The 20,640-nt window shown below is 61.9% G+C and carries 16 protein-coding genes and 1 pseudogene; 12 read left to right on the top strand and 5 right to left on the bottom strand.

The features are described 5' to 3' along the window. Nucleotides 1-100: 100 nt before the first annotated feature. Nucleotides 101-1,300 (top strand): succinyldiaminopimelate transaminase, encoded by a 1,200-nt coding sequence (gene dapC, locus AB5I78_RS06790; protein ID WP_145161862.1) that lies wholly within the window; start codon nucleotides 101-103, stop codon nucleotides 1,298-1,300. Between the two features lie 10 nt (nucleotides 1,301-1,310). On the opposite strand, the gene AB5I78_RS06785 is transcribed toward dapC, so the two are convergent. Beyond that, nucleotides 1,311-2,954 carry a Na+/H+ antiporter gene (locus AB5I78_RS06785; RefSeq protein WP_369300811.1) on the bottom strand — a complete coding sequence of 548 codons (1,644 nt, stop codon included), beginning with the start codon at nucleotides 2,952-2,954 and terminating at the stop codon, nucleotides 1,311-1,313. Between the two features lie 293 nt (nucleotides 2,955-3,247). Here AB5I78_RS06785 and AB5I78_RS06780 point away from each other — a divergent pair, with 293 nt between their 5' ends. The 4 genes from AB5I78_RS06780 (at nucleotide 3,248) to AB5I78_RS06765 (ending at nucleotide 6,305) form a co-directional block, all read left to right on the top strand. After that, a complete protein-coding gene (locus AB5I78_RS06780; protein WP_231982825.1) occupies nucleotides 3,248-3,556 on the top strand; it encodes an arsenate reductase in 309 nt (102 codons plus the stop codon). 31 nt (nucleotides 3,557-3,587) lie between these two features. Further along, on the top strand, nucleotides 3,588-4,622 hold the full coding sequence (gene dapD, locus AB5I78_RS06775; protein WP_145161856.1) for a 2,3,4,5-tetrahydropyridine-2,6-dicarboxylate N-succinyltransferase: 1,035 nt from the start codon (nucleotides 3,588-3,590) through the stop codon (nucleotides 4,620-4,622). 67 nt (nucleotides 4,623-4,689) lie between these two features. Further along, the gene (locus AB5I78_RS06770) at nucleotides 4,690-5,895 is read left to right on the top strand and encodes an aminotransferase class V-fold PLP-dependent enzyme (protein ID WP_369300813.1); all 1,206 of its coding nucleotides are present in this window, start codon (nucleotides 4,690-4,692) and stop codon (nucleotides 5,893-5,895) included. Further along, entirely contained in the window at nucleotides 5,892-6,305 is a 414-nt protein-coding gene (locus tag AB5I78_RS06765) for a SufE family protein (RefSeq protein WP_369300815.1), read from the top strand. The genes AB5I78_RS06770 and AB5I78_RS06765 overlap by 4 nt, the downstream gene beginning before the upstream one ends. 118 nt (nucleotides 6,306-6,423) lie before the next feature. Here the strand turns inward: AB5I78_RS06765 and tcdA are convergent, their stop codons facing one another. Continuing rightward, nucleotides 6,424-7,233, bottom strand: coding sequence for a tRNA cyclic N6-threonylcarbamoyladenosine(37) synthase TcdA (gene tcdA / locus AB5I78_RS06760; RefSeq protein WP_370004336.1), 810 nt, complete (start codon nucleotides 7,231-7,233; stop codon nucleotides 6,424-6,426). A gap of 217 nt (nucleotides 7,234-7,450) precedes the next feature. Between tcdA and AB5I78_RS06755 the strand changes: the two genes are divergently transcribed. From AB5I78_RS06755 to AB5I78_RS06740, 4 genes are all read left to right on the top strand, one after another. Then, nucleotides 7,451-10,042, top strand: coding sequence for a glycosyltransferase (locus AB5I78_RS06755; RefSeq protein WP_145161845.1), 2,592 nt, complete (start codon nucleotides 7,451-7,453; stop codon nucleotides 10,040-10,042). Between the two features lie 252 nt (nucleotides 10,043-10,294). After that, nucleotides 10,295-11,446 (top strand): succinyl-diaminopimelate desuccinylase, encoded by a 1,152-nt coding sequence (dapE, locus tag AB5I78_RS06750; protein WP_145161842.1) that lies wholly within the window; start codon nucleotides 10,295-10,297, stop codon nucleotides 11,444-11,446. Then, nucleotides 11,446-12,255, top strand: coding sequence for a putative RNA methyltransferase (locus tag AB5I78_RS06745; RefSeq protein WP_369300819.1), 810 nt, complete (start codon nucleotides 11,446-11,448; stop codon nucleotides 12,253-12,255). The genes dapE and AB5I78_RS06745 overlap by 1 nt, the downstream gene beginning before the upstream one ends. 54 nt (nucleotides 12,256-12,309) lie before the next feature. Then, a complete protein-coding gene (locus AB5I78_RS06740; protein ID WP_058425300.1) occupies nucleotides 12,310-12,687 on the top strand; it encodes a hypothetical protein in 378 nt (125 codons plus the stop codon). A gap of 141 nt (nucleotides 12,688-12,828) precedes the next feature. Here AB5I78_RS06740 and AB5I78_RS06735 read toward each other — a convergent pair whose 3' ends face one another. After that, the gene (locus AB5I78_RS06735; protein ID WP_032891681.1) at nucleotides 12,829-13,038 is read right to left on the bottom strand and encodes a cold-shock protein; all 210 of its coding nucleotides are present in this window, start codon (nucleotides 13,036-13,038) and stop codon (nucleotides 12,829-12,831) included. A gap of 181 nt (nucleotides 13,039-13,219) precedes the next feature. On the opposite strand from AB5I78_RS06735, the gene plsB reads away from it, so the two are divergent. From plsB to AB5I78_RS06720, 3 genes are read left to right on the top strand one after another with little or no spacing between them, the layout of a single operon-like run. Further along, nucleotides 13,220-15,739 (top strand): glycerol-3-phosphate 1-O-acyltransferase PlsB, encoded by a 2,520-nt coding sequence (plsB, locus tag AB5I78_RS06730; protein WP_369300820.1) that lies wholly within the window; start codon nucleotides 13,220-13,222, stop codon nucleotides 15,737-15,739. Between the two features lie 51 nt (nucleotides 15,740-15,790). Continuing rightward, nucleotides 15,791-16,186 (top strand): YbaY family lipoprotein, encoded by a 396-nt coding sequence (locus AB5I78_RS06725; protein ID WP_145161833.1) that lies wholly within the window; start codon nucleotides 15,791-15,793, stop codon nucleotides 16,184-16,186. A gap of 29 nt (nucleotides 16,187-16,215) precedes the next feature. Beyond that, nucleotides 16,216-16,905, top strand: coding sequence for a DUF4197 domain-containing protein (locus AB5I78_RS06720; protein ID WP_119738730.1), 690 nt, complete (start codon nucleotides 16,216-16,218; stop codon nucleotides 16,903-16,905). A gap of 65 nt (nucleotides 16,906-16,970) precedes the next feature. On the opposite strand, the gene AB5I78_RS06715 is transcribed toward AB5I78_RS06720, so the two are convergent. Both AB5I78_RS06715 and AB5I78_RS06710 read right to left on the bottom strand, forming a co-directional pair. Further along, entirely contained in the window at nucleotides 16,971-17,567 is a 597-nt protein-coding gene (locus AB5I78_RS06715) for a LysE family translocator (protein WP_145161828.1), read from the bottom strand. Nucleotides 17,568-17,569: 2 nt separating this feature from the next. After that, nucleotides 17,570-20,634, bottom strand: a pseudogene (locus AB5I78_RS06710) (efflux RND transporter permease subunit). Between the last annotated feature and the right edge of the window lie 6 nt (nucleotides 20,635-20,640).

Raw genomic sequence — 20,640 nt, 5'->3', positions numbered from 1 at the left:
CTGCGATGCGCACGCTGCGGTGTGTCTGGTACACCGCAGCGATGCCAGCGCAGGCAAGCCAGCTCCCACAGGGTTCGTGCCCATTGCAATAGAGGCTTACATGAACAACGCCCTGAACCAGCTGCAGCCCTACCCGTTCGAGAAACTGCGCGCCCTGCTCGGCAGCGTTACGCCAAACCCGGACAAACGCCCGATTGCGCTGTCCATCGGTGAGCCCAAGCACACATCGCCGGAATTCGTTGCCAAGGCGCTGGCTGACAACCTCGACCAGATGGCCGTGTACCCGACCACGCTGGGCATTCCGGCATTGCGCGAGGCCATCGGCGCCTGGTGCGAACGCCGCTTCAACGTGCCCAAGGGTTGGCTGGACCCGGCGCGCAATATTCTGCCGGTCAACGGCACCCGTGAAGCGCTGTTTGCCTTCACCCAGACCGTGGTCAACCGCGCTGACGACGCGCTGGTAGTGAGCCCGAACCCGTTCTACCAGATCTACGAAGGCGCCGCGTTCCTGGCCGGCGCCAAGCCGCATTACCTGCCGTGCCTGGACGCCAACGGTTTCAACCCGGATTTTGACGCCGTGTCGCCGGACATCTGGAAACGCTGCCAGATCCTGTTCCTGTGCTCGCCGGGCAACCCCACCGGCGCCCTGATTCCGGTCGACACCCTGAAAAAGCTCATCGCCCTGGCCGACGAGTACGACTTCGTCATCGCCGCCGACGAGTGCTACAGCGAGTTGTATTTCGACGAACAAACCCCGCCGCCCGGCCTACTCAGTGCCTGCGTCGAGCTTGGCCGTCAGGATTTCAAACGCTGCGTGGTCTTCCACAGCCTGTCCAAGCGCTCCAACCTGCCGGGCCTGCGCTCGGGCTTTGTGGCCGGCGATGCCGACATCCTCAAGGCCTTTTTGCTGTACCGCACCTACCATGGCTGCGCGATGCCGGTGCAAACCCAACGGGCGAGCATCGCGGCCTGGCAGGATGAAGCCCACGTGCTGGCCAACCGTGACCTGTACCGCGAGAAGTTTGACGCCGTGCTGGCCATTCTCAAGCCAGTGCTGGACGTACAAAGCCCGGACGGCGGGTTTTACCTGTGGCCGAACGTGAATGGCGACGACGCCGCGTTCTGCCGTGACCTGTTCGTGGAAGAACACGTGACCGTGGTGCCAGGTTCGTACCTGTCCCGGGACGTGGACGGCGTCAACCCAGGCGCCGGGCGCGTGCGCATGGCGCTGGTTGCACCGTTGGCGGAATGCGTTGAAGCGGCCCAGCGCATTCGCGACTTCATTCAGCGCCGCCGCTGACACTTATGGGTCATTTCACATGACCCAGATTCGCCTCGCTCATGTCCAGATCCGCCAGCACTTCACGCAAAACGTCATCACCAATCTGGTGATGACGGCTCAAGCTGTACAACTCCAACCGCTGCGCTCGCAGGGCCTTGAGGCGTAATTTGCGCTCCAGCTGGTCCATCTGCAGCGCCAGCGCCTGGGCGTCGGCGGAGTCATTGAACACTTCCAACTGATGGCGATATTCCGACATCAGCCGCGCCTTGAGCTCAGTGGCCAGTGCGGCCTGGGCGGCGTCCGAGGTTTCGGTTTCGGCGGGTTCTTCCGTTTCAAGGGCATGGATCGCCGCCACGGCGGTCTTTTTCCACGCCTCGCGCACTTCGTTATGACGCTTTTCGTCGGGACTTTGCTCGATGCCGCGCAACAGCAACGGCAGCGCGATGCAAGCGGCGATCAGCGATAGCAGAATCACCCCGGCAGCGATGAAGATCAGCAGGTCGCGCTCAGGGAAGGCCGCGCCCGGCGCCAGCAGCAGGGGCACCGACATCACACCGGCCAGGGTCACCGCACCGCGTACGCCGCCGACCGTCAATAGCCAGCAGGAGCGCGCGGTCGGCACCAGGGTCAGTTCGCTTTTGCCACGCAGGCGGCGCAGTAAACCCGACAGGCGCCAGATGCTCTGCACCCAGATAAAGCGCAACACCACCAGCACCACAAAGATCGCAATCACGTCCAGGCAGCGATACAGCAGGGTGGGCCACAACGTTGTCTCGTGGCTGACCACAGCCTTGATGATGTCCGGCAGTTGCAGGCCCAACAGCAGGAAGATCAGGCCATTGAAGGCAAACTCCAGCAGCGACCAGACACTGCGGTTAAGCAAGCGCGTGCTGGTCTGGCGCGGCAACAGGTCGAGCCAGCTTTGCATCATGCCCGCCGCCACCGCCGAGAGAATGCCCGATGCGCCCAGGCGCTCCGCCAATACATAGGCCGCAAACGGCAACAGCAACATGAACACCACATGCGTGGCCGGGTCATCCCAACCGCGCGCGATCATCCAGGCGCGTAAGCGGCCGACCAGCCAGCTCAGCGCCACGCCAACCGCCAGACCACCCACGGCGACCAGCACAAAGGTCAGGCTGGCATCCGCCAGGGAGAACACGCCGGTCAGCGCCGCCGCCAAAGCGAACTTGAAGGTCACCAGGCCCGAGGCATCATTCATCAACGCTTCGCCCTGAAGCATGTGCATCAACGGCTTGGGCAGACGATTCTGGGCAATGGCCGACACCGCCACGGCATCCGTCGGCGATAAAACCGCCGCCAGGGCGAAGGCCACCGGCAACGGAATCGTAGGCAATATCCAATGAATGAAATAGCCAGCACCCACCACGGTGAACAGCACCAGCCCCACCGCCAACGTCAGAATCGGGCCGCGCAATCGCCAGAGCTCGCGCTTGGGCATGCGCCAGCCATCGGAGAACAACAGCGGCGGCAGGAACAGAAACAGAAACAACTCAGGGTCCAACGCCACATGCAGCCCCAGGGTGGGCCAAGCCAGCAAGGCGCCGGCGGCGATCTGCACCAGGGGTAACGGCAGAGGAATGATGCGCCCGACCAGGCGCGAAACGCTGACCAGCATCAGCAGGATAAGAACGGTGTAGGCGGTTTGCATAAAGCGGGTTTCCCGGACAATCGACTTGCAACGACACCCATCAGGCAACAGCTGGCCGTTGAAGTGCCATATTACTCGGCTATGTTAGCCAGCCATGTTACGCGGCCATGGCGCGCCGTGGCGTTTGCACAAAAGTCGCACTGCGCCATCAGCAAGCATGACGAGCGGCACCCAAACCTGCTGGTCATGGCATAATCCGTGACCTTTCGTTTCTACTTGGTCCAAAGGGGGGCAATTCCTTGACCGCTTCAAGCAAAACGTTGCACCTTTTCGGCATCAAAGCCTGCGACACCATGAAAAAAGCGCGCACCTGGCTCGATGAGCACGCTGTGAGCTATGAGTTTCACGACTACAAAACGGCCGGTATCGACCGCGAACACTTGACCCAATGGTGCAACGAGCACGGTTGGCAGGTGGTTTTGAACCGTGCGGGCACCACCTTTCGCAAACTCGAAGACGAACGCAAAGCCGATCTCGATCAGTCGAAGGCCATTGAATTGATGCTCGCACAACCCTCGATGATCAAGCGCCCGGTGCTCGATCTCGGAGACAGAACCCTGATTGGCTTCAAGCCAGATAGTTATTCGGCGGCCCTCAAGTAGGCCAGCCTTCCATTTTTGTAGAGGTAACAGCATGTCCAATTCCCTGTTCAGCCTGGGCTTCGGCGTCGGCACTCAGAACCGCCAAGGTGCTTGGCTGGAAGTGTTTTACGCACAACCGTTGCTCAACCCGTCGGCCGACATCGTCGCAGCCATTGCGCCGATCCTGGGCTACACCGAAGGCAACCAGGCCATCACCTTCACCGTCTCCCAGGCGCTGCAAATGGCTGACGCGCTCAAAGGCGTCGACGCTGCCCAAGCTGCCCTGCTGAGCCGCCTGGCTGAAAGCCATACCCCGCTGGTCGCCACCCTGCTGGCCGAAGACGCTGCACTGACCTCCACGCCTGAGGCTTACCTCAAGCTGCACCTGCTGTCCCATCGCCTGGTCAAGCCGCACGGCCTGAGCCTGGCCGGCGTGTTCCCGCAACTGCCGAACGTGGCGTGGACCAGCCAGGGCGCGATCGACATCAATGAGCTGGCCGAACGCCAGCTGGAAGCGCGTCTGCGTGGCGAGCTGCTGGAAGTGTTCTCGGTGGACAAGTTCCCGAAAATGACCGACTACGTGGTCCCGGCCGGCGTGCGTATCGCTGATGCCGCGCGTATCCGCCTAGGCGCCTATGTGGGCGAAGGCACCACCGTGATGCACGAAGGCTTCGTCAACTTCAACGCTGGCACCGAAGGCCCGGGCATGATCGAAGGCCGCGTCTCCGCTGGCGTGTTCGTCGGCAAGGGTTCGGACCTGGGCGGCGGTTGCTCCACCATGGGCACCCTGTCGGGCGGCGGCAACATCGTGATCAAGGTGGGCGAAGGCTGCCTGATCGGCGCCAACGCCGGTATCGGTATCCCGTTGGGCGACCGTAACACCGTGGAGTCGGGCCTGTACGTCACCGCCGGCACCAAGGTCGCGCTGCTGGATGAGCAGAACCAACTGGTCAAAGTGGTCAAGGCGCGCGAGTTGGCCGGCCAACCGGACCTGCTGTTCCGCCGTAACTCCGAGACCGGTGCCGTGGAGTGCAAAACCCACAAATCGGCCATCGAACTGAACGAAGCGCTGCACGCTCACAACTAAGCAGCCACTCGATGCCACTAGCGGGTCGCGCCTTCGGGTCGGCCCGCTTATACGAGTCTTGAACACCATGCTTGTGCCCTCTCCCTGGCGCGCCGACTTTCCGGCCATCGCCACCCTGCAACGGCAAGACCAGACTTACCTGGACAACGCCGCCACCACGCAAAAACCCCAGGCCCTGTTGGATGCCATCAGCCATTACTACGCCAATGGCGCAGCCAATGTGCACCGTGCCCAACATTTGCCGGGCGCCCATGCGACCCAGGCGTTTGAAGACAGTCGCAGCAAGGTCGCGCAGTGGCTTAACGCAGGTGACAGCGGGCAAATCATCTTTACCCACGGCGCAACCTCTGCGCTGAACCTCCTGGCCTATGGCCTTGAGCACTTATTCAATGCGGGCGATGAAATTGTTATCAGCGCCCTGGAACACCACGCCAACCTGCTGCCCTGGCAGCAACTGGCCAAACGTCGCGCGCTCACGCTGGTGGTGTTGCCACTGGGTGACGACGGCGTGATTGACCTGCACGCCGCTGGCGAATTGATCGGCCCGCGCACGCGGGTGCTGGCGGTGAGCCAGCTTTCCAATGTGCTTGGCACCTGGCAGCCCTTGGACGCCTTGCTGGCGATGGCGCGGGCACACGGCGCACTGACCGTGGTCGACGGTGCCCAGGGCATCGTGCATGGCCGCCATGACGTGCAGGCGCTGGGGTGCGACTTCTACGTGTTTTCCAGCCACAAACTGTACGGCCCGGACGGCGTCGGCGTGCTGTTTGGCCGCAACGAAGCCCTGCATCACCTGCGCCACTGGCAGTTTGGCGGCGAGATGGTGCAACAGGCGGACTACCACAGCGCCAGTTTCCGCCCTGCCCCGCTGGGTTTTGAAGCGGGTACGCCACCAATCGCCAGCGTGATCGGCCTGGGGGCCAGCCTGGATTACCTGAGCTCACTGGACCCGCCCGCCGTGGTCGCCCATGAAGCGGCGCTGCACGACTATCTGCTGCGCGGCCTCAAAGCACGCAATGGCATCCGCGTGTTGGGATCGCCCCAAGTAGCCTTGGCCAGCTTTGTGGTGGAAGGCATACACAACGCCGACCTCGCCCACCTGCTGACCGAACAGGGCATCGCCGTGCGCGCCGGCCACCATTGCGCGATGCCGTTGCTCAAGGCGATGCACTTGTCCGGGGCGATCCGCGTGTCCCTGGCGCTGTACAACGACTCCGATGACCTGGAGCGCTTCTTTGAAGCCCTCGACCAGGCGCTGGATATGTTGCGATGAGCTTGCCGGCCGAAGCCGCCGCTGCCCTGCACGCCTTTCAGGCGGTCGGCAGTTGGGAGCAGCGCGCGCGGATGCTGATGCAATGGGGCGAACGCCTGCCAGCCTTGGCCGATGAGGACAAAGTCGACGCCAACCTGGTGCAGGGCTGCGAGAGCCTGGTGTGGTTGGTGGGGCGTCTTGAGAACGGCCATTGGCAGTTCGCCGCGAGCAGCGATGCGCGGATGATTCGCGGGTTGGTGGCGTTGCTGCTGGCGCGGGTCAATGGGCTGTCGGCGGCGCAATTGCAGGCCGTTGACCTGCCCGATTGGTTTGCCCAGCTTGGCCTGTCACGGCAGCTGTCACCTTCGCGCAGTAATGGCTTGAATGCCGTCCTGCAGCGCATGCGCGAACTAAGCCATACGCGAAACTAAATGTGGGAGCGGGCTTGCTCGCGAAGGCAGAGTGTCAGTCAATACATCATTGACTGAACCACCGCATTCGCGAGCAAGCCCGCTCCCACATTTCGATCTCTGTTCGTCTGTAAGATTTTTAGCTGGCTTTGACCCGCTCCGACGGCCTGCGCACCCCAGCCACGATCTTGTCCACCGCCTTGGTGGCCGCGACCATGCCAAAGGTCGCGGTCACCATCATCACCGCGCCAAACCCGCCGGCGCAGTCCAGCTTCACCCCATCCCCAACGAAACTTTTTTGCAGACAAATGCTGCCGTCCGGCTTGGGATAGCGCAGCTGCTCGGTGGAAAACACGCACGGCACGCTGTAATGGCGGGTCACGGTGCGGGAGAAACCGTAATCGCGGCGCAACGTGGAGCGCACCTTCGAGGCCAGTGGGTCATTAAAGGTGCGGTTCAGGTCGCACACCTGGATCAGCGTCGGGTCGATCTGCCCGCCGGCGCCGCCGGTGGTGATGATCTGGATCTTGCGGCGCTTGCACCAGGCAATCAGCGCAGCCTTGGCGTTGACGGCGTCGATGCAGTCGATCACGCAATCGATATTCGGCGTGATGTACTCGGCCATGGTGTCGCGGGTCACGAAGTCCGCCACCGCATGCACGGTGCAATCGGGGTTGATAGCGCGCAGGCGCTCGGCCATGACGTCGACCTTGGGCTTGCCCACGGTGCTGTCCAACGCGTGCAACTGGCGGTTGCTGTTGCTGACGCAGACGTCGTCCAGGTCAAACAGCGAAATCTCGCCCACCCCGCAACGGGCCATGGCTTCAGCCGCCCACGAGCCTACGCCGCCGACGCCGACGATCGCCACATGGGCCGCTTTCAAGCGTTCCAGGCCTTCAATGCCATACAAGCGGGCGACGCCTGCAAACCGCGGATCTTCTGTGCTCATGACCATTACCCCAAAAACCGGCGCGCATTATGGACTACGCGGCGACAAGTTCGAAGCTTCCAGCTACAAGTAAAGAACTTAGGTGAACATTCGCGGACTAACGTCCGGCTTTTCTCTGTCTGCTGTACGCTCGGGGAAAGGCCAGTGTAGGATGCGCGCCGTTCGGCGTAAGCCGACACCTCTTTTCGTTCCACACCCTTTGGAACCCGAAATAGCCATGTCATCGCGTAAATTTGGACTCAACCTGGTGGTGGTGCTGGCAATTGCCGCGCTGTTCACCGGTTTCTGGGCGCTGATCAACCGCCCGGTCACCACACCCAACTGGCCTGAACAGATCTCCGGGTTCTCCTACTCGCCGTTCCAGCAAGGCCAGTTCCCGCAGAAAGACCAGTACCCAAGCGACGAAGAAATGCGTCGTGACCTCGAGATCATGAGCAAGCTGACGGACAACATCCGTACCTACTCGGTCGACGGCACCCTGGGCGACATCCCCAAGCTGGCGGAAGAGTTCGGCCTGCGCGTGACGCTGGGCATCTGGATCAGCCCGGACCTTGCGCGTAACGAACGCGAGATCCAGCGGGCCATCGAACTGGCCAACAGCTCACGCAGCGTCGTGCGCGTGGTGGTCGGTAACGAAGCGTTGTTCCGTGAAGAAATCACCCCAGAGGCGCTGATTGCGCTGCTCGACCGCGTGCGCGCCGCCGTGAAAGTGCCGGTGACGACGTCCGAGCAATGGCACATTTGGGAAAAGAACCCGCAACTGGCCAAGCACGTCGACCTGATCGCCGCGCACATCCTGCCGTTCTGGGAATTTATTCCGATGGACAAGGCCGGCCAATACGTACTCGACCGCGCCCGGGATCTGAAGAAACTGTTCCCGAAAAAGCCGCTGCTGCTGTCGGAGGTTGGCTGGCCGAGTAACGGCCGTATGCGCGGGGGCAATGAAACCTCGCCCGCCGACCAGGCGATTTACCTGCGTACGCTGGTCAATAAGCTCAACCGCCAGGGCTACAACTACTTCGTGATCGAGGCGTTCGACCAGCCGTGGAAAGTCAGTGACGAAGGCTCGGCCGGCGCCTATTGGGGCGTGTACAACGCCGCGCGCCAGCAGAAATTCAACTTTGAAGGCCCGGTGGTCGCGATCCCGCAATGGCGCGTGCTGGCCATCGGCTCGGTGGTGCTGGCGCTGCTGTCGCTGACCTTGCTGATGATCGACGGCTCGGCCCTGCGCCAGCGTGGCCGTACGTTCCTGACCTTTATCGCGTTCCTGTGCGGTTCGGTGCTGGTGTGGATCGGCTACGACTATAGCCAGCAATACAGCACCTGGTTCAGCGTGACCGTGGGGATCTTGTTGGCACTCGGCGCCCTCGGCGTGTTTATCGTGTTGCTGACCGAAGCCCACGAACTGGCGGAAGCGGTGTGGACCCACAAGCGCCGGCGTGAATTCCTGCCGGTGGAAGGCGATTCGGACTACCGCCCGAAAGTGTCGATCCATGTGCCGTGCTACAACGAGCCGCCAGAGATGGTCAAACAGACCCTCGACGCCCTCGCCGCCCTCGATTACCCGGACTATGAAGTCCTGATCATCGACAACAACACCAAGGACCCGGCGGTATGGGAACCGGTGCGCGACTACTGCGAAACCCTCGGCCCGCGCTTCAAGTTCTTCCACGTCTCGCCCCTGGCCGGTTTCAAGGGCGGCGCGCTGAACTACCTGATCCCGCACACCGCCAAGGACGCCGAAGTGATCGCGGTGATCGACTCGGACTACTGCGTATCGCCCAACTGGCTCAAGCACATGGTGCCGCACTTCGCCGACCCGAAAATCGCCGTGGTGCAGTCGCCGCAGGATTACCGCGACCAGAACGAAAGCACCTTCAAGAAGCTCTGCTATGCGGAATACAAAGGCTTCTTCCATATCGGCATGGTCACCCGTAACGACCGCGACGCGATCATCCAGCACGGCACCATGACCATGACCCGTCGCTCGGTGCTCGAAGAACTTGGCTGGGCTGACTGGTGCATCTGCGAAGACGCCGAACTGGGCCTGCGCGTATTCGAGAAAGGCCTGTCGGCGGCGTATTACCACGACAGCTACGGCAAAGGCTTGATGCCCGATACCTTTATCGACTTCAAGAAGCAGCGTTTCCGCTGGGCCTACGGCGCGATTCAGATCATCAAGCGCCACACCGCCAGCCTGCTGCGCGGCAAGGGCACTGAGCTGACCCGTGGCCAGCGCTACCACTTCCTCGCAGGCTGGTTGCCGTGGGTGGCGGACGGCATGAACATCTTCTTCACCGTCGGCGCCCTGTTGTGGTCGGCGGCGATGATCATCGTGCCAACGCGGGTTGATCCGCCGCTGCTGATTTTCGCGATTCCGCCGTTGGCGCTGTTCGTGTTCAAAGTGGGCAAGATCATTTTCCTCTACCGCCGTGCGGTGGGTGTGAACTTGAAAGATGCGTTCTGCGCGGCGCTGGCCGGCCTGGCGTTGTCGCACACCATCGCCAAGGCGGTGCTTTACGGCTTCTTCACCACCAGTATTCCGTTTTTTCGAACCCCGAAAAACGCGGATAACCACGGCTTCTGGGTAGCGATCTCCGAAGCCCGCGAAGAAATGTTCATCATGCTGCTGTTGTGGGGCGCGGCGCTGGGGATCTACCTGGTGCAGGGCCTGCCGAGCAATGACATGCGCTTCTGGGTGGTGATGCTGCTGGTGCAATCGCTGCCGTACGTGGCGGCGTTGATCATGGCGTTCCTCTCGTCGCTGCCAAAACCTGCGCCGAAGGTTGAGCCGGTAACGGCCGAGTAAAAACTTGCGCAATGCACTAAACGGCGGCCCTTGGCCGCCGTTTTGCTATAAGATAACGGCCGTTTTGTGAGACTTGGCCTAGCCCTGCTTTCTGTGGGAGCTGGCTTGCCTGCGATGGCATCGCCGCGGCGTACCTGCCAGACCGCGGCGTCTGCATCGCCGGCAAGCCAGCTCCCACATTGAATCTGCGCCCATTCAGGTTGTGTATTCCACATTCGTCCTGCGCCCATAACACGCTTCCGGAGTTCCCCCATGACGGCCCATGCCGACCTTTCGCCGACCCTTCAACTCGCTATCGACCTGATCCGTCGCCCCTCCGTGACGCCGATCGACGCCGATTGCCAGAAGCTGATGATGCAGCGCCTGGGCGACGCCGGCTTTGCGCTGGAGCCGATGCGTATCGAAGATGTGGACAACTTCTGGGCCACCCACGGCAAGCACGACGGCCCGGTGCTGTGCTTTGCCGGCCACACCGACGTGGTACCGACCGGCCCGGTGGGCGCCTGGCAGAACGACCCGTTCGACGCGCTGATCGACGAAAACGGCATGCTCTGCGGCCGTGGCGCGGCAGACATGAAAGGCAGCCTGGCAGCCATGCTGGTGGCCTCCGAGCGTTTCGTCAGTGACTACCCGGACCACAAAGGCTCGGTCGCCTTCCTGATCACCAGCGATGAAGAAGGCCCGGCGCACCACGGCACCAAAGCCGTGATCGAACGCCTGGCAGCCCGCAAGGAACGCCTGGACTGGTGCATCGTCGGCGAACCGTCGAGCACCACGCTGGTGGGCGATGTGGTCAAGAACGGCCGCCGTGGCTCCCTCGGCGCCACCCTGACCGTGCGCGGCGTGCAAGGCCACGTGGCGTACCCGCACTTGGCGAAGAACCCGATCCACCTCGCCGCCCCGGCCTTGGCCGAATTGGCCGCCGAGCACTGGGACGACGGCAACACCTTCTTCCCGCCGACCAGCTTCCAGATTTCCAACCTCAATTCCGGCACCGGCGCCACCAACGTGATCCCCGGTGACCTGACGGCGGTATTCAACTTCCGCTTCTCCACCGAGTCCACCGTCGAAGGCCTGCAACAGCGCGTTGCGGCAATTCTCGACAAACATGGCCTGGACTGGCACGTGGAGTGGGCGCTGTCGGGCCTGCCGTTCCTCACCGAACCCGGCGCGTTGCTGGATGCGGTGTCGGCCAGCATCAAGGCGATCACCGGGCGCGAAACCAAAGCCTCCACCAGCGGCGGCACCTCCGATGGGCGCTTCATTGCCACCCTCGGCACTCAGGTCGTGGAACTGGGCCCGGTCAACGCGACGATCCATCAGGTCAACGAGCGCATTCTGGCCAGCGACCTCGATGTGCTGACCGAAATCTATTACCAGACCCTGATCAAGTTGCTCGCCTGATGCTCGCTTGCCCCATTTGCAGCGCACCGCTCCACGCGGTGGACAATGGCGTGGCGTGCCCGGTCGGGCACCGTTTCGACCGCGCGCGCCAGGGTTACCTGAACCTGCTGCCGGTGCAGCACAAAAACAGCCGCGACCCGGGCGATAACCTGGCCATGGTCGAGGCGCGCCGCGACTTCCTTAACGCCGGGCATTACGCGCCGGTGGCCAAGCGCCTGGCTGAACTGGCCGCTGACCGCGCACCGCAGCGTTGGGTGGACATCGGTTGTGGCGAGGGTTACTACACCGCGCAAATCGCCGAGGCCCTGCCCCACGCCGACGGCTATGCGCTGGACATCTCCAAGGAAGCGGTCAAACGTGCGTGCAAGCGCAACCCGGCGCTGACCTGGTTGATTGCCAGCATGGCGCGCGTACCGCTGGCCTCGGGCAGTTGCCAATTTCTCGCCAGCGTTTTCAGCCCATTGGATTGGCAAGAGGCCAAGCGTCTGCTCAGCCCCGGCGGCGGTCTGATGAAAGTCGGCCCGACGGCCGGCCACCTGATGGAACTGCGCGAACGCCTGTACGACGAAGTGCGCGAGTACACCGACGACAAACATCTGGCCCTGGTGCCGGATGGCATGAGCCTGGCACACAGCGAAACCCTGGAATTCACCTTGAGCCTGGCCGAGCCCAATGACCGCGCCAACCTGCTGGCGATGACGCCGCACGGCTGGCGCGCGAGTGCCGAACGCCGCGCCGAGGTGATCGAGGCCGCCGAGCCGCTGCAGGTCACGGTGTCGATGCGCTACGATTATTTCGTGCTTCAATAACCGACTTTTAAGCATCCGCGAATGGATTTTCGAATCCCGCAACGAGGAACATCCATGCGCCAACCTGATATCGAGATTTACCTGAAGGACGCCGACGTCGACCACAAAGCCATCGCCGCCTGGCTGGGCGCCGCGCTGGGCCCGTGCACCGACTGGGTCCAGAAGGGCCAGACCTACAAGTGCAAGGCCGGCAATGTGCCCGTCACCTGGCTGCCCAAGGCCGTAGGCAAATGGAACAGCCTGTATCTGGAAAGCGACCAGACCCCGTGGGACGACGACATCGCCTGCGCCCGCGCAGCCTTCGCCGCACTCAACGTTGAAGTGCGCTGTGCGCCGGGTACCTGGGTGGAGGAAGAAGGTGAGGAAAGCGCCGACACCTGGATTCGCATCAGCGTGGACGGTGAAGAACAAATCACCTGGAAAACGGCCTGAACCTGAAGTGTGAACCCAATCAAAATGTGGGAGCGGGCTTGCTCGCGAAAGCAGTGGGTCAGTCGCCTTTATTGTGACTGACACACCGCCTTCGCGAGCAAGCCCGCTCCCACAGGGGTTCAGCTGTGTAGCAAAATCAGGTTACAACCCCACCACATCCTCCGCCTGCAACCCCTTCTCGCCGGTCACCACGGCGTATTCCACCTGCTGGCCCTCGGCCAGTGAGCGGTGACCATCACCGCGAATGGCGCGGTAGTGCACAAACACATCCTTGCCGTCCTCGCGTTGAATAAAGCCATAGCCCTTTGCATCGTTGAACCACTTCACATTGCCGGTTTCGCGCGTTGCCATCTGTTTTGCTCCCACATGCTTTTTATTGTTGAGTCAGTCGCATTGAACTGCCGAGTATAAGACAGGCTCAAAAACGATCAACTCAAGTTTACATCGCCGCTTTTTTGCCGATTTTCGGCGAATACGGCACACTACCCGCCCGAGCGCCTGCTCGGTTTTTTCCACTTGAAGCAGCACGCCTATGACCCGCTCTCCGTTCCGCCGTCTGGTGTTTGGCACCTTGCGCCGACTGTTGTACCTCTGGGTTCGCTCGGAGACGATCAACCAGTCGTCCCTAACCCTTAACCTCGACCGCAGCCGGCCGGTGTTTTACGTCCTGCAATCGCCCTCCCTTACCGAACTGGCCGTGGTCGATACCGAGTGCACCAAGGCCGGCTTGCCGCGCCCGGTGCTGCCGGTCTCGGTAGGCCCGCAGATCGAACCCGCCGCGTTCTTCTACCTCACGCCCGAGCCGGATTGGCTCGGCCGCCAGGACAAGCGCGGCGCACCGCCGACCCTGACCCGGCTGGTCAACACCCTGACCGAACACGCCGAAGAGAATGCACAAATCATTCCGGTCAGCGTGTTCTGGGGCCAGTCGCCCGAGAGCGAGTCCAGCCCGTGGAAACTGCTGTTTGCCGACAGCTGGGCCGTCACCGGGCGTCTGCGCCGTTTGCTGAGCATCCTGATCCTGGGTCGCAAGACCCGCGTGCAATTCTCCGCGCCTATCAACCTGCGTGAATTGATCGAGCACAATAAAGGTCACGAACGCACCGTACGTATGGCTCAGCGCATCCTGCGGGTGCACTTTCGCAACCTGAAGACCGCCGTGATCGGCCCCGACCTGTCGCACCGGCGCAACCTGGTCAAAGGCCTGGTGAACATGCCGTTGGTGCGCCAAGCCATCAGCGAAGAGGCCGAACGCGAGAAAATCTCCCCGGAAAAAGCCAAGGCCCAGGCTTTGCGCTACGGCAACGAGATCGCTTCGGACTACACCTACACCGCGATTCGCTTCCTGGAAGTGGTGCTCAGCTGGTTCTGGAACAAGATCTACGACGGCATCAAGGTCAATAACATCGAAGGCGTGCAAAAGGTTGCCCAGGGTTACGAGGTGATCTACGTACCGTGTCACCGCAGCCATATCGACTACTTGCTGCTGTCCTACCTGCTGTTCAAAAACGGCCTGACCCCGCCGCACATCGCCGCCGGTATCAACCTGAACATGCCGGTGATCGGCAGCCTGCTGCGCCGGGGCGGTGCGTTTTTCATGCGCCGCACCTTCAAGGGCAACCCGCTGTACACCTCGGTGTTCAACGAATACCTGCACACCTTGTTCACCAAGGGCTTTCCGGTGGAGTACTTCGTCGAAGGCGGACGCTCGCGCACCGGGCGCATGCTGCAACCCAAGACCGGGATGCTGGCGATTACCCTGCGCAGCTTTTTGCGCTCCTCACGCATGCCGATCGTCTTCGTGCCGGTGTACATCGGCTATGAACGCGTGCTGGAAGGCCGCACCTACCTCGGCGAGCTGCGCGGCGCGAGCAAGAAAAAAGAGTCGATCTTCGATATTTTCAAAGTGGTTGGCGCGCTCAAGCAGCGCTTTGGCCAGGTCGCGGTCAACTTTGGCGAGCCGATCAAACTGGCCGAGTTCCTCGACGCCGAGCAACCCGACTGGCGCGCCCAGGAGCTGGGCCCGAACTACAAACCGGCGTGGCTCAATGAAACCACCAACCGCCTTGGCGAGCTGGTGGCGCGCCACTTGAACGAAGCCGCCGCGGTCAACCCGGTAAACCTGGTGGCCCTGGCGTTGCTGTCCACCACACGCCTGGCGCTGGATGAACAGGCCATGGCGCGCCAATTGGACCTGTACCTGGCGCTGCTGCGCCGCGTGCCCTACTCACCGCACACCACCTTGCCGGAAGGCGATGGCCTGGCGCTGATCAAGCACGTCAAGGACATGCACCTGCTGTCGGAGCAGAGCGACGCCCTGGGTAAGATTTTGTACCTGGACGAGCAACATGCCGTCCTGATGACCTACTACCGCAACAACGTGCTGCACATCTTCGCCCTGCCGGCGTTGCTGGCGAGTTTCTTCCAGAGCAGCTCGCGCATGAGCCGCGAACAAATCCTGCGCTACACCCGTGCGCTGTACCCGTACCTGCAATCGGAGCTGTTTATCCGCTGGTCGCTGGATGAGCTGGACGCGGTGGTCGACCACTGGCTGGAGGCGTTTGTCGAACAAGGCCTGCTGCGCTTCGAGAATGAGGTGTACCTGCGCCCGGCACCGAGCTCGCGGCATTTTGTGCTGCTGACGCTGCTGTCCAAGAGCATCGCCCAGACTCTGCAACGCTTTTACATGGCGATCTCGCTGCTGCTCAACAGCGGCCAGAACACCATCAGCGCCGAAGAGCTGGAAGACCTGTGCACGATCATGGCTCAGCGCCTGTCGATCCTGCATGGCCTCAATGCCCCGGAGTTCTTCGACAAGAGCCTTTTCCGACATTTTATCCAGACGTTGCTGGAGCAAGATGTGCTGCGTCGCGATGAAGCCGGCAAGTTGAGTTATCACGACCTGCTCGGTGAGTTGGCCGAAGGTGCAGCCAAGCGCGTGCTGCCCGCCGACATTCGTTTGTCGATTCGCCAAGTGGCGTTGCACCGCGTCGATGGCGCAGCCGAAACGCCGGCCGAACCCGAGCCGGTAAACGCTGAAGAACGCCGCTAGATTGAACGAGGCGCCGGGCGGTTTCCGGCGCCGTTGAAAAGGAGCTGTACCATGAAAAAGATCATCCTCCTGGGCCTGACCGCCCTGCTCGGAGCCTGCCAATCCATGACCCCCAAGGCCAGCCTCGACGGCGAAGTGTTCTACCTGCAACGCATCGCGCTGCCGCCCGCCGCCACCTTGAGCGTCAGCCTGCAGGACGTGTCCTTGATGGACGCTCCGGCCGTGACCCTCGCCGAACAGAAAGGCCCGGTCAAAGGCCAGGTGCCGCTGCCATTTCACCTGAGCTACGACCCGGCCCAGATCAAACCGGGCCACACGTACTCGGTCAGCGCTCGCATCGAGCTCGATGGCAAGCTACTGTTTATCACCACCGAGCGGCACGCCGTGCAACTCAACGGCCAAGACCCACAACCAATGCGTCTGCGGGTTGATGCGGTCTCACACTGATTATTCCCAGCTTGAAAAAGGAAGCGCCCATGCTCCGTAATTCTCTTCGCCTCACCGCCCTGTGCGCCGGCCTGCTGCTTGGCGCCAACGCCATGGCGGTGTCGCTTGGCAGCCTGTCCCAGGGCGACGCCAGCGGCGGCCTCAAGGATGCACTGACCCAAGGCGCACAAATCGCCGTGAAACAACTGGGCGCGCCCGGTGGCTTCAGCAACAACCCGCAAGTGAAAATCGGCCTGCCCGGCAAACTCGGCAAAGTCGCCGACAAGCTGAAAATGTTCGGCATGGGTGATCAGGTCACGCAGCTCGAAACCAGCATGAACAAAGCGGCAGAAACCGCCGTGACCCAGGCTCAGCCGATCCTGGTCAATGCGGTGAAGAACATGAGCGTGACCGACGCCAAGGGCATCCTCACCGGTGGCCAGGACTCGGCCACTCAATACCTGAACAAAAGCAGCCGCGAAGAGATTCGTGCCAAGTTCCTGCCGATCGTCAAGGCCGCCACCGACAAGGTCGGCGTCGCCCAGCAATACAACGCCCTGGCCGGCAAGGCCGCAGCGTTTGGCGCGGTTGATGCCAAAAGTGCCAACGTCGAAAGCTACGTGACCGAACAGGCGCTGGACGGTCTGTTCAAGATGATCGCGCAGCAGGAAGAAACCATCCGCAAGAACCCGGCCGCGGCTGCCACCAGCCTGGCGAAGAAGGTGTTCGGCGCCCTGTAAACGCTGACAGTAAACCTTCAATCACTGCGCCAAGGCCGCTGTTCACGGGCCTTGGCGCAGTTGTTTCAGCCCTGGATAACCGCCTGCGCCAACCGCCCAAGCATGAGCGTGGCAAAACAACAAATCGCCACGGATGCCGCGCGGTTGATCTTCAGGGGCGTGAGCCACGTCTTCTGAATCCCTTCAAAGCGGCTGCCCAGCACGATCCAGGCAGACCCAACCGGCACCACCACCAACGCCAGCGTGGCCATGAACCCGGCATAGCCTTGCAACGATGCAAATGCGCTGAGCGGGGCGATGAACGAAACGATCAACAGGCCCTTGGGATTCATCACAGTGAGCCAGAAAAAATACACGCCAGAGAAGCGGTCACGGGTCGAATCGATAGCGCTGTGTTTGCGTTGCCACAGCTTGAACGAGACATACAGCAGGTAGCAGCCCGCCGCCAGTTGCGTGGTTTTCAACGCCCACGGCGAATGCGCCGCCAGATACAGCCACGCCACGCCCCACACCGAGACCTGCAACAGGTACGCCAGGCACTCGACCAGCGCCAGCGTCCACGACGCCCGATAGCCGAACAACACCCCGGCACGAAACAACAGGGTGTTGGTCGGGCCAGGGGCAAGCAGCAACAACAGTAAGGCTGAAACAGTGGCCAGCATGATTACGCGACGTCCTTCCTCACTCGGAACCACGCAGCATACAGGGCCGGCAGGAACAACAGGGTCAACGCCGTCGCCACAATCAACCCGCCCATGATCGCCACGGCCATCGGCCCGAAGAACACGCTGCGTGACAGTGGAATCATGGCCAACACCGCCGCGAGCGCCGTCAGCACAATCGGGCGGAAGCGTCGCACGGTCGCTTCAATGATCGCTTGCCAGGGTGTCAGGCCGGCCTTGATGTCTTGCTCGATCTGATCGACCAGGATGACCGAGTTGCGCATGATCATGCCCGACAAGGCGATAGTCCCGAGCATGGCGACAAACCCGAAGGGCTGACGGAACACCAGCAGAAACAAAGTCACGCCGATAAGGCCCAGCGGAGCCGTCAGAAACACCATCGCAGTGCGTGAGAAGCTGCGCAGTTGCAGCATCAGCAAGGTCAGGACAACCACGATAAACAGCGGCACACCGGCCTTGACCGAATTCTGGCCACGCGCAGAGTCTTCAACGGTGCCGCCGACCTCCAGCAAGTAACCTTCCGGCAGTTCGGCGCGCACGCCTTCAAGGGTCGGCAGGATCTGCTGGACCAGGGTCGCCGGTTGTTCCTTGCCATAGATGTCGGCGCGCACTGTCACCGTCGGCAGGCGGTTGCGGTGCCAGATAATGCCCTCTTCGAAGCCGTACTCGAGGGTGGCAATCTGCGACAACGCAACGCTTTTGCCGTTGTCGGTCGGCACGGCCAGGCTTGGCAACAACGACAACTCGGTGCGCTCGTGCACGGTGCCGCGCAGGAGGATTTCGATCAACTCGTTGTCCTCGCGGTACTGGCTGACGCTTGCACCAGTCAGCGAACTCTGCAGGAACTTCGACACGTTGGCGGTGCTTACACCCAGGGCGCGGGCGCGGTCCTGATCAATATTGAGGTAAACGATTTTGCTCGGCTCTTCCCAGTCCAGGTGCACATTGACCACGTGGATATTTTCACGAACCTTGGCCGCCACTTTGCGGGCCAGGGCACGGACCTCTTCGATGTGTTCGCCGGTCACGCGAAACTGCACCGGGTAACCCACCGGCGGACCGTTCTCCAGGCGCGTGACCCGCGAACGCAGTTCGGGGAATTGCTCGTCAAGGGTTTCGATCAGCCAGGTGCGCAGGCTTTCACGCTCTTCGATGGTCTTGGCCAGCACTACAAATTGCGCGAAGCTCGCGGCCGGCAATTGCTGGTCCAGCGGCAGGTAGAAGCGCGGCGAACCGGTGCCGACATACGCCACATAGTTGTCGATGCCGGCGTGTTCCTTGAGCAGCGCTTCCAGGCGTTTGACCTGCTCGGCGGTGTTGCTCAGGGACGCCCCTTCAGCCAGCTTGAGATCGACCATCAACTCCAGGCGGCCGGAGGCCGGGAAGAACTGTTGCGGCACAAAGCGGAACAGCGCGACCGAGCCGATAAACAACAGCAACGTCAGCACGATCACCGTTTTGCGCCGACGCACACACCATTCAACCAAACGTCGCACACGCTGATAGAACGGCGTGCCGTAGGGATCTGGTCCATCGGTGCCGTGCTTGGCGGCATGAATTTTCGCCAGGTCCGGCAGGAGTTTTTCCCCCAGGTACGGCACAAACACCACGGCGGCCACCCATGAGGCCAGCAGCGCGATGGTCACGACCTGGAAAATCGAGCGGGTGTATTCACCGGTGCTCGATTGCGCAGTGGCTATCGGCAGAAACCCTGCAGCGGTGATCAACGTACCGGTGAGCATCGGGAACGCAGTGCTGGTCCAGGCAAAGCTGGCGGCCTTGAGCCGGTCGTAGCCTTGCTCCATTTTGATCGCCATCATTTCCACGGCGATGATCGCGTCGTCGACCAGCAGGCCCAGGGCCAGGACCAATGCGCCGAGGGAGATCTTGTGCAAGCCGATGCCCAGGTAATACATGGTGGCGAAGGTCATCGCCAACACCAGCGGAATCGCCAGGGCCACCACCATGCCGGTGCGCACACCGAGGGAAAAGAAGCTCACCAACAACACGATCGCCAGTGCTTCGGCGAGTACCTGGACGAATTCGCCGACGCTGGTTTTCACCGCGGCCGGTTGGTCCGACACCTTGCGCAGCTCCATGCCTGCCGGAAGGTTCTTCTGCAGGCGTGCGAATTCACCTTCGAGGGCCTTGCCCAATACCAGAATGTCGCCGCCGTCACGCATGGCCACGGCCAGCCCGATGGCGTCCGCGCCCATGTAGCGCATGCGCGGTGCCGGTGGGTCGTTGAAACCCCGGTGGATGTCGGCCACGTCGCCAATGCGAAAGGTGCGGTCACCGACGCGAATCGGGAAATTGCGGATCTCCTCCACCGTCTTGAAGTTGCCGGACACGCGCAACTGCACGCGCTCGGTCGGAGTTTCGAAGAAACCGGCGGTAGAGACGGCGTTCTGCTCCTGCAACGCCTGCTGCACGGCGGCCAATGGCAGGCCGAGGGTGGCGAGCTTGAGGTTGGATAATTCGATCCAGATTTTTTCGTCCTGCAGGCCAAGCAGCTCGACCTTGCCCACATCCGGCACACGTTGCAGTTGAATCTGGATGCGGTCGGCGTAGTCCTTGAGCACCGCGTAGTCGAAACCGTCACCGGTCAACGCGTAGATATTGCCGAAGGTGGTGCCGAATTCATCGTTGAAAAACGGCCCCTGGATGTCCGGCGGCAAGGTCTGGCGGATGTCGCTGATCTTCTTGCGCACCTGGTACCACAAGTCCGGAATCTGCGCCGAGTGCATCGCGTCGCGCGCTATGAAAGTGACTTGGGATTCACCGGGGCGCGAGAAGGAAACAATGCGCTCGTAGTCGCCGGTCTCCATGAGCTTTTTCTCGATACGCTCGGTGACTTGGCGCGAGACTTCCTGGGCCGTGGCCCGGGCCAGTTGGTCTTGATCACCATGGCCTTGAAGGTAAACGGCGGGTCCTCGCTTTGCCCCAGCTTGGTGTAGGACAGCGTACCGACGACCGCCAGCAGGATCATCAGGAACAGTACGATCTGGCGATTACGCAACGCCCATTCGGAAAGATTGAAACCCATCGGGGA

Source organism: Pseudomonas sp. N2-3-1-14, from assembly GCF_041228395.1.
Taxonomy (GTDB): Bacteria; Pseudomonadota; Gammaproteobacteria; order Pseudomonadales; family Pseudomonadaceae; genus Aquipseudomonas.
Note: the sequence above shows the minus strand (reverse complement) of the source record. Positions and strands in the feature narration are given on the sequence as shown.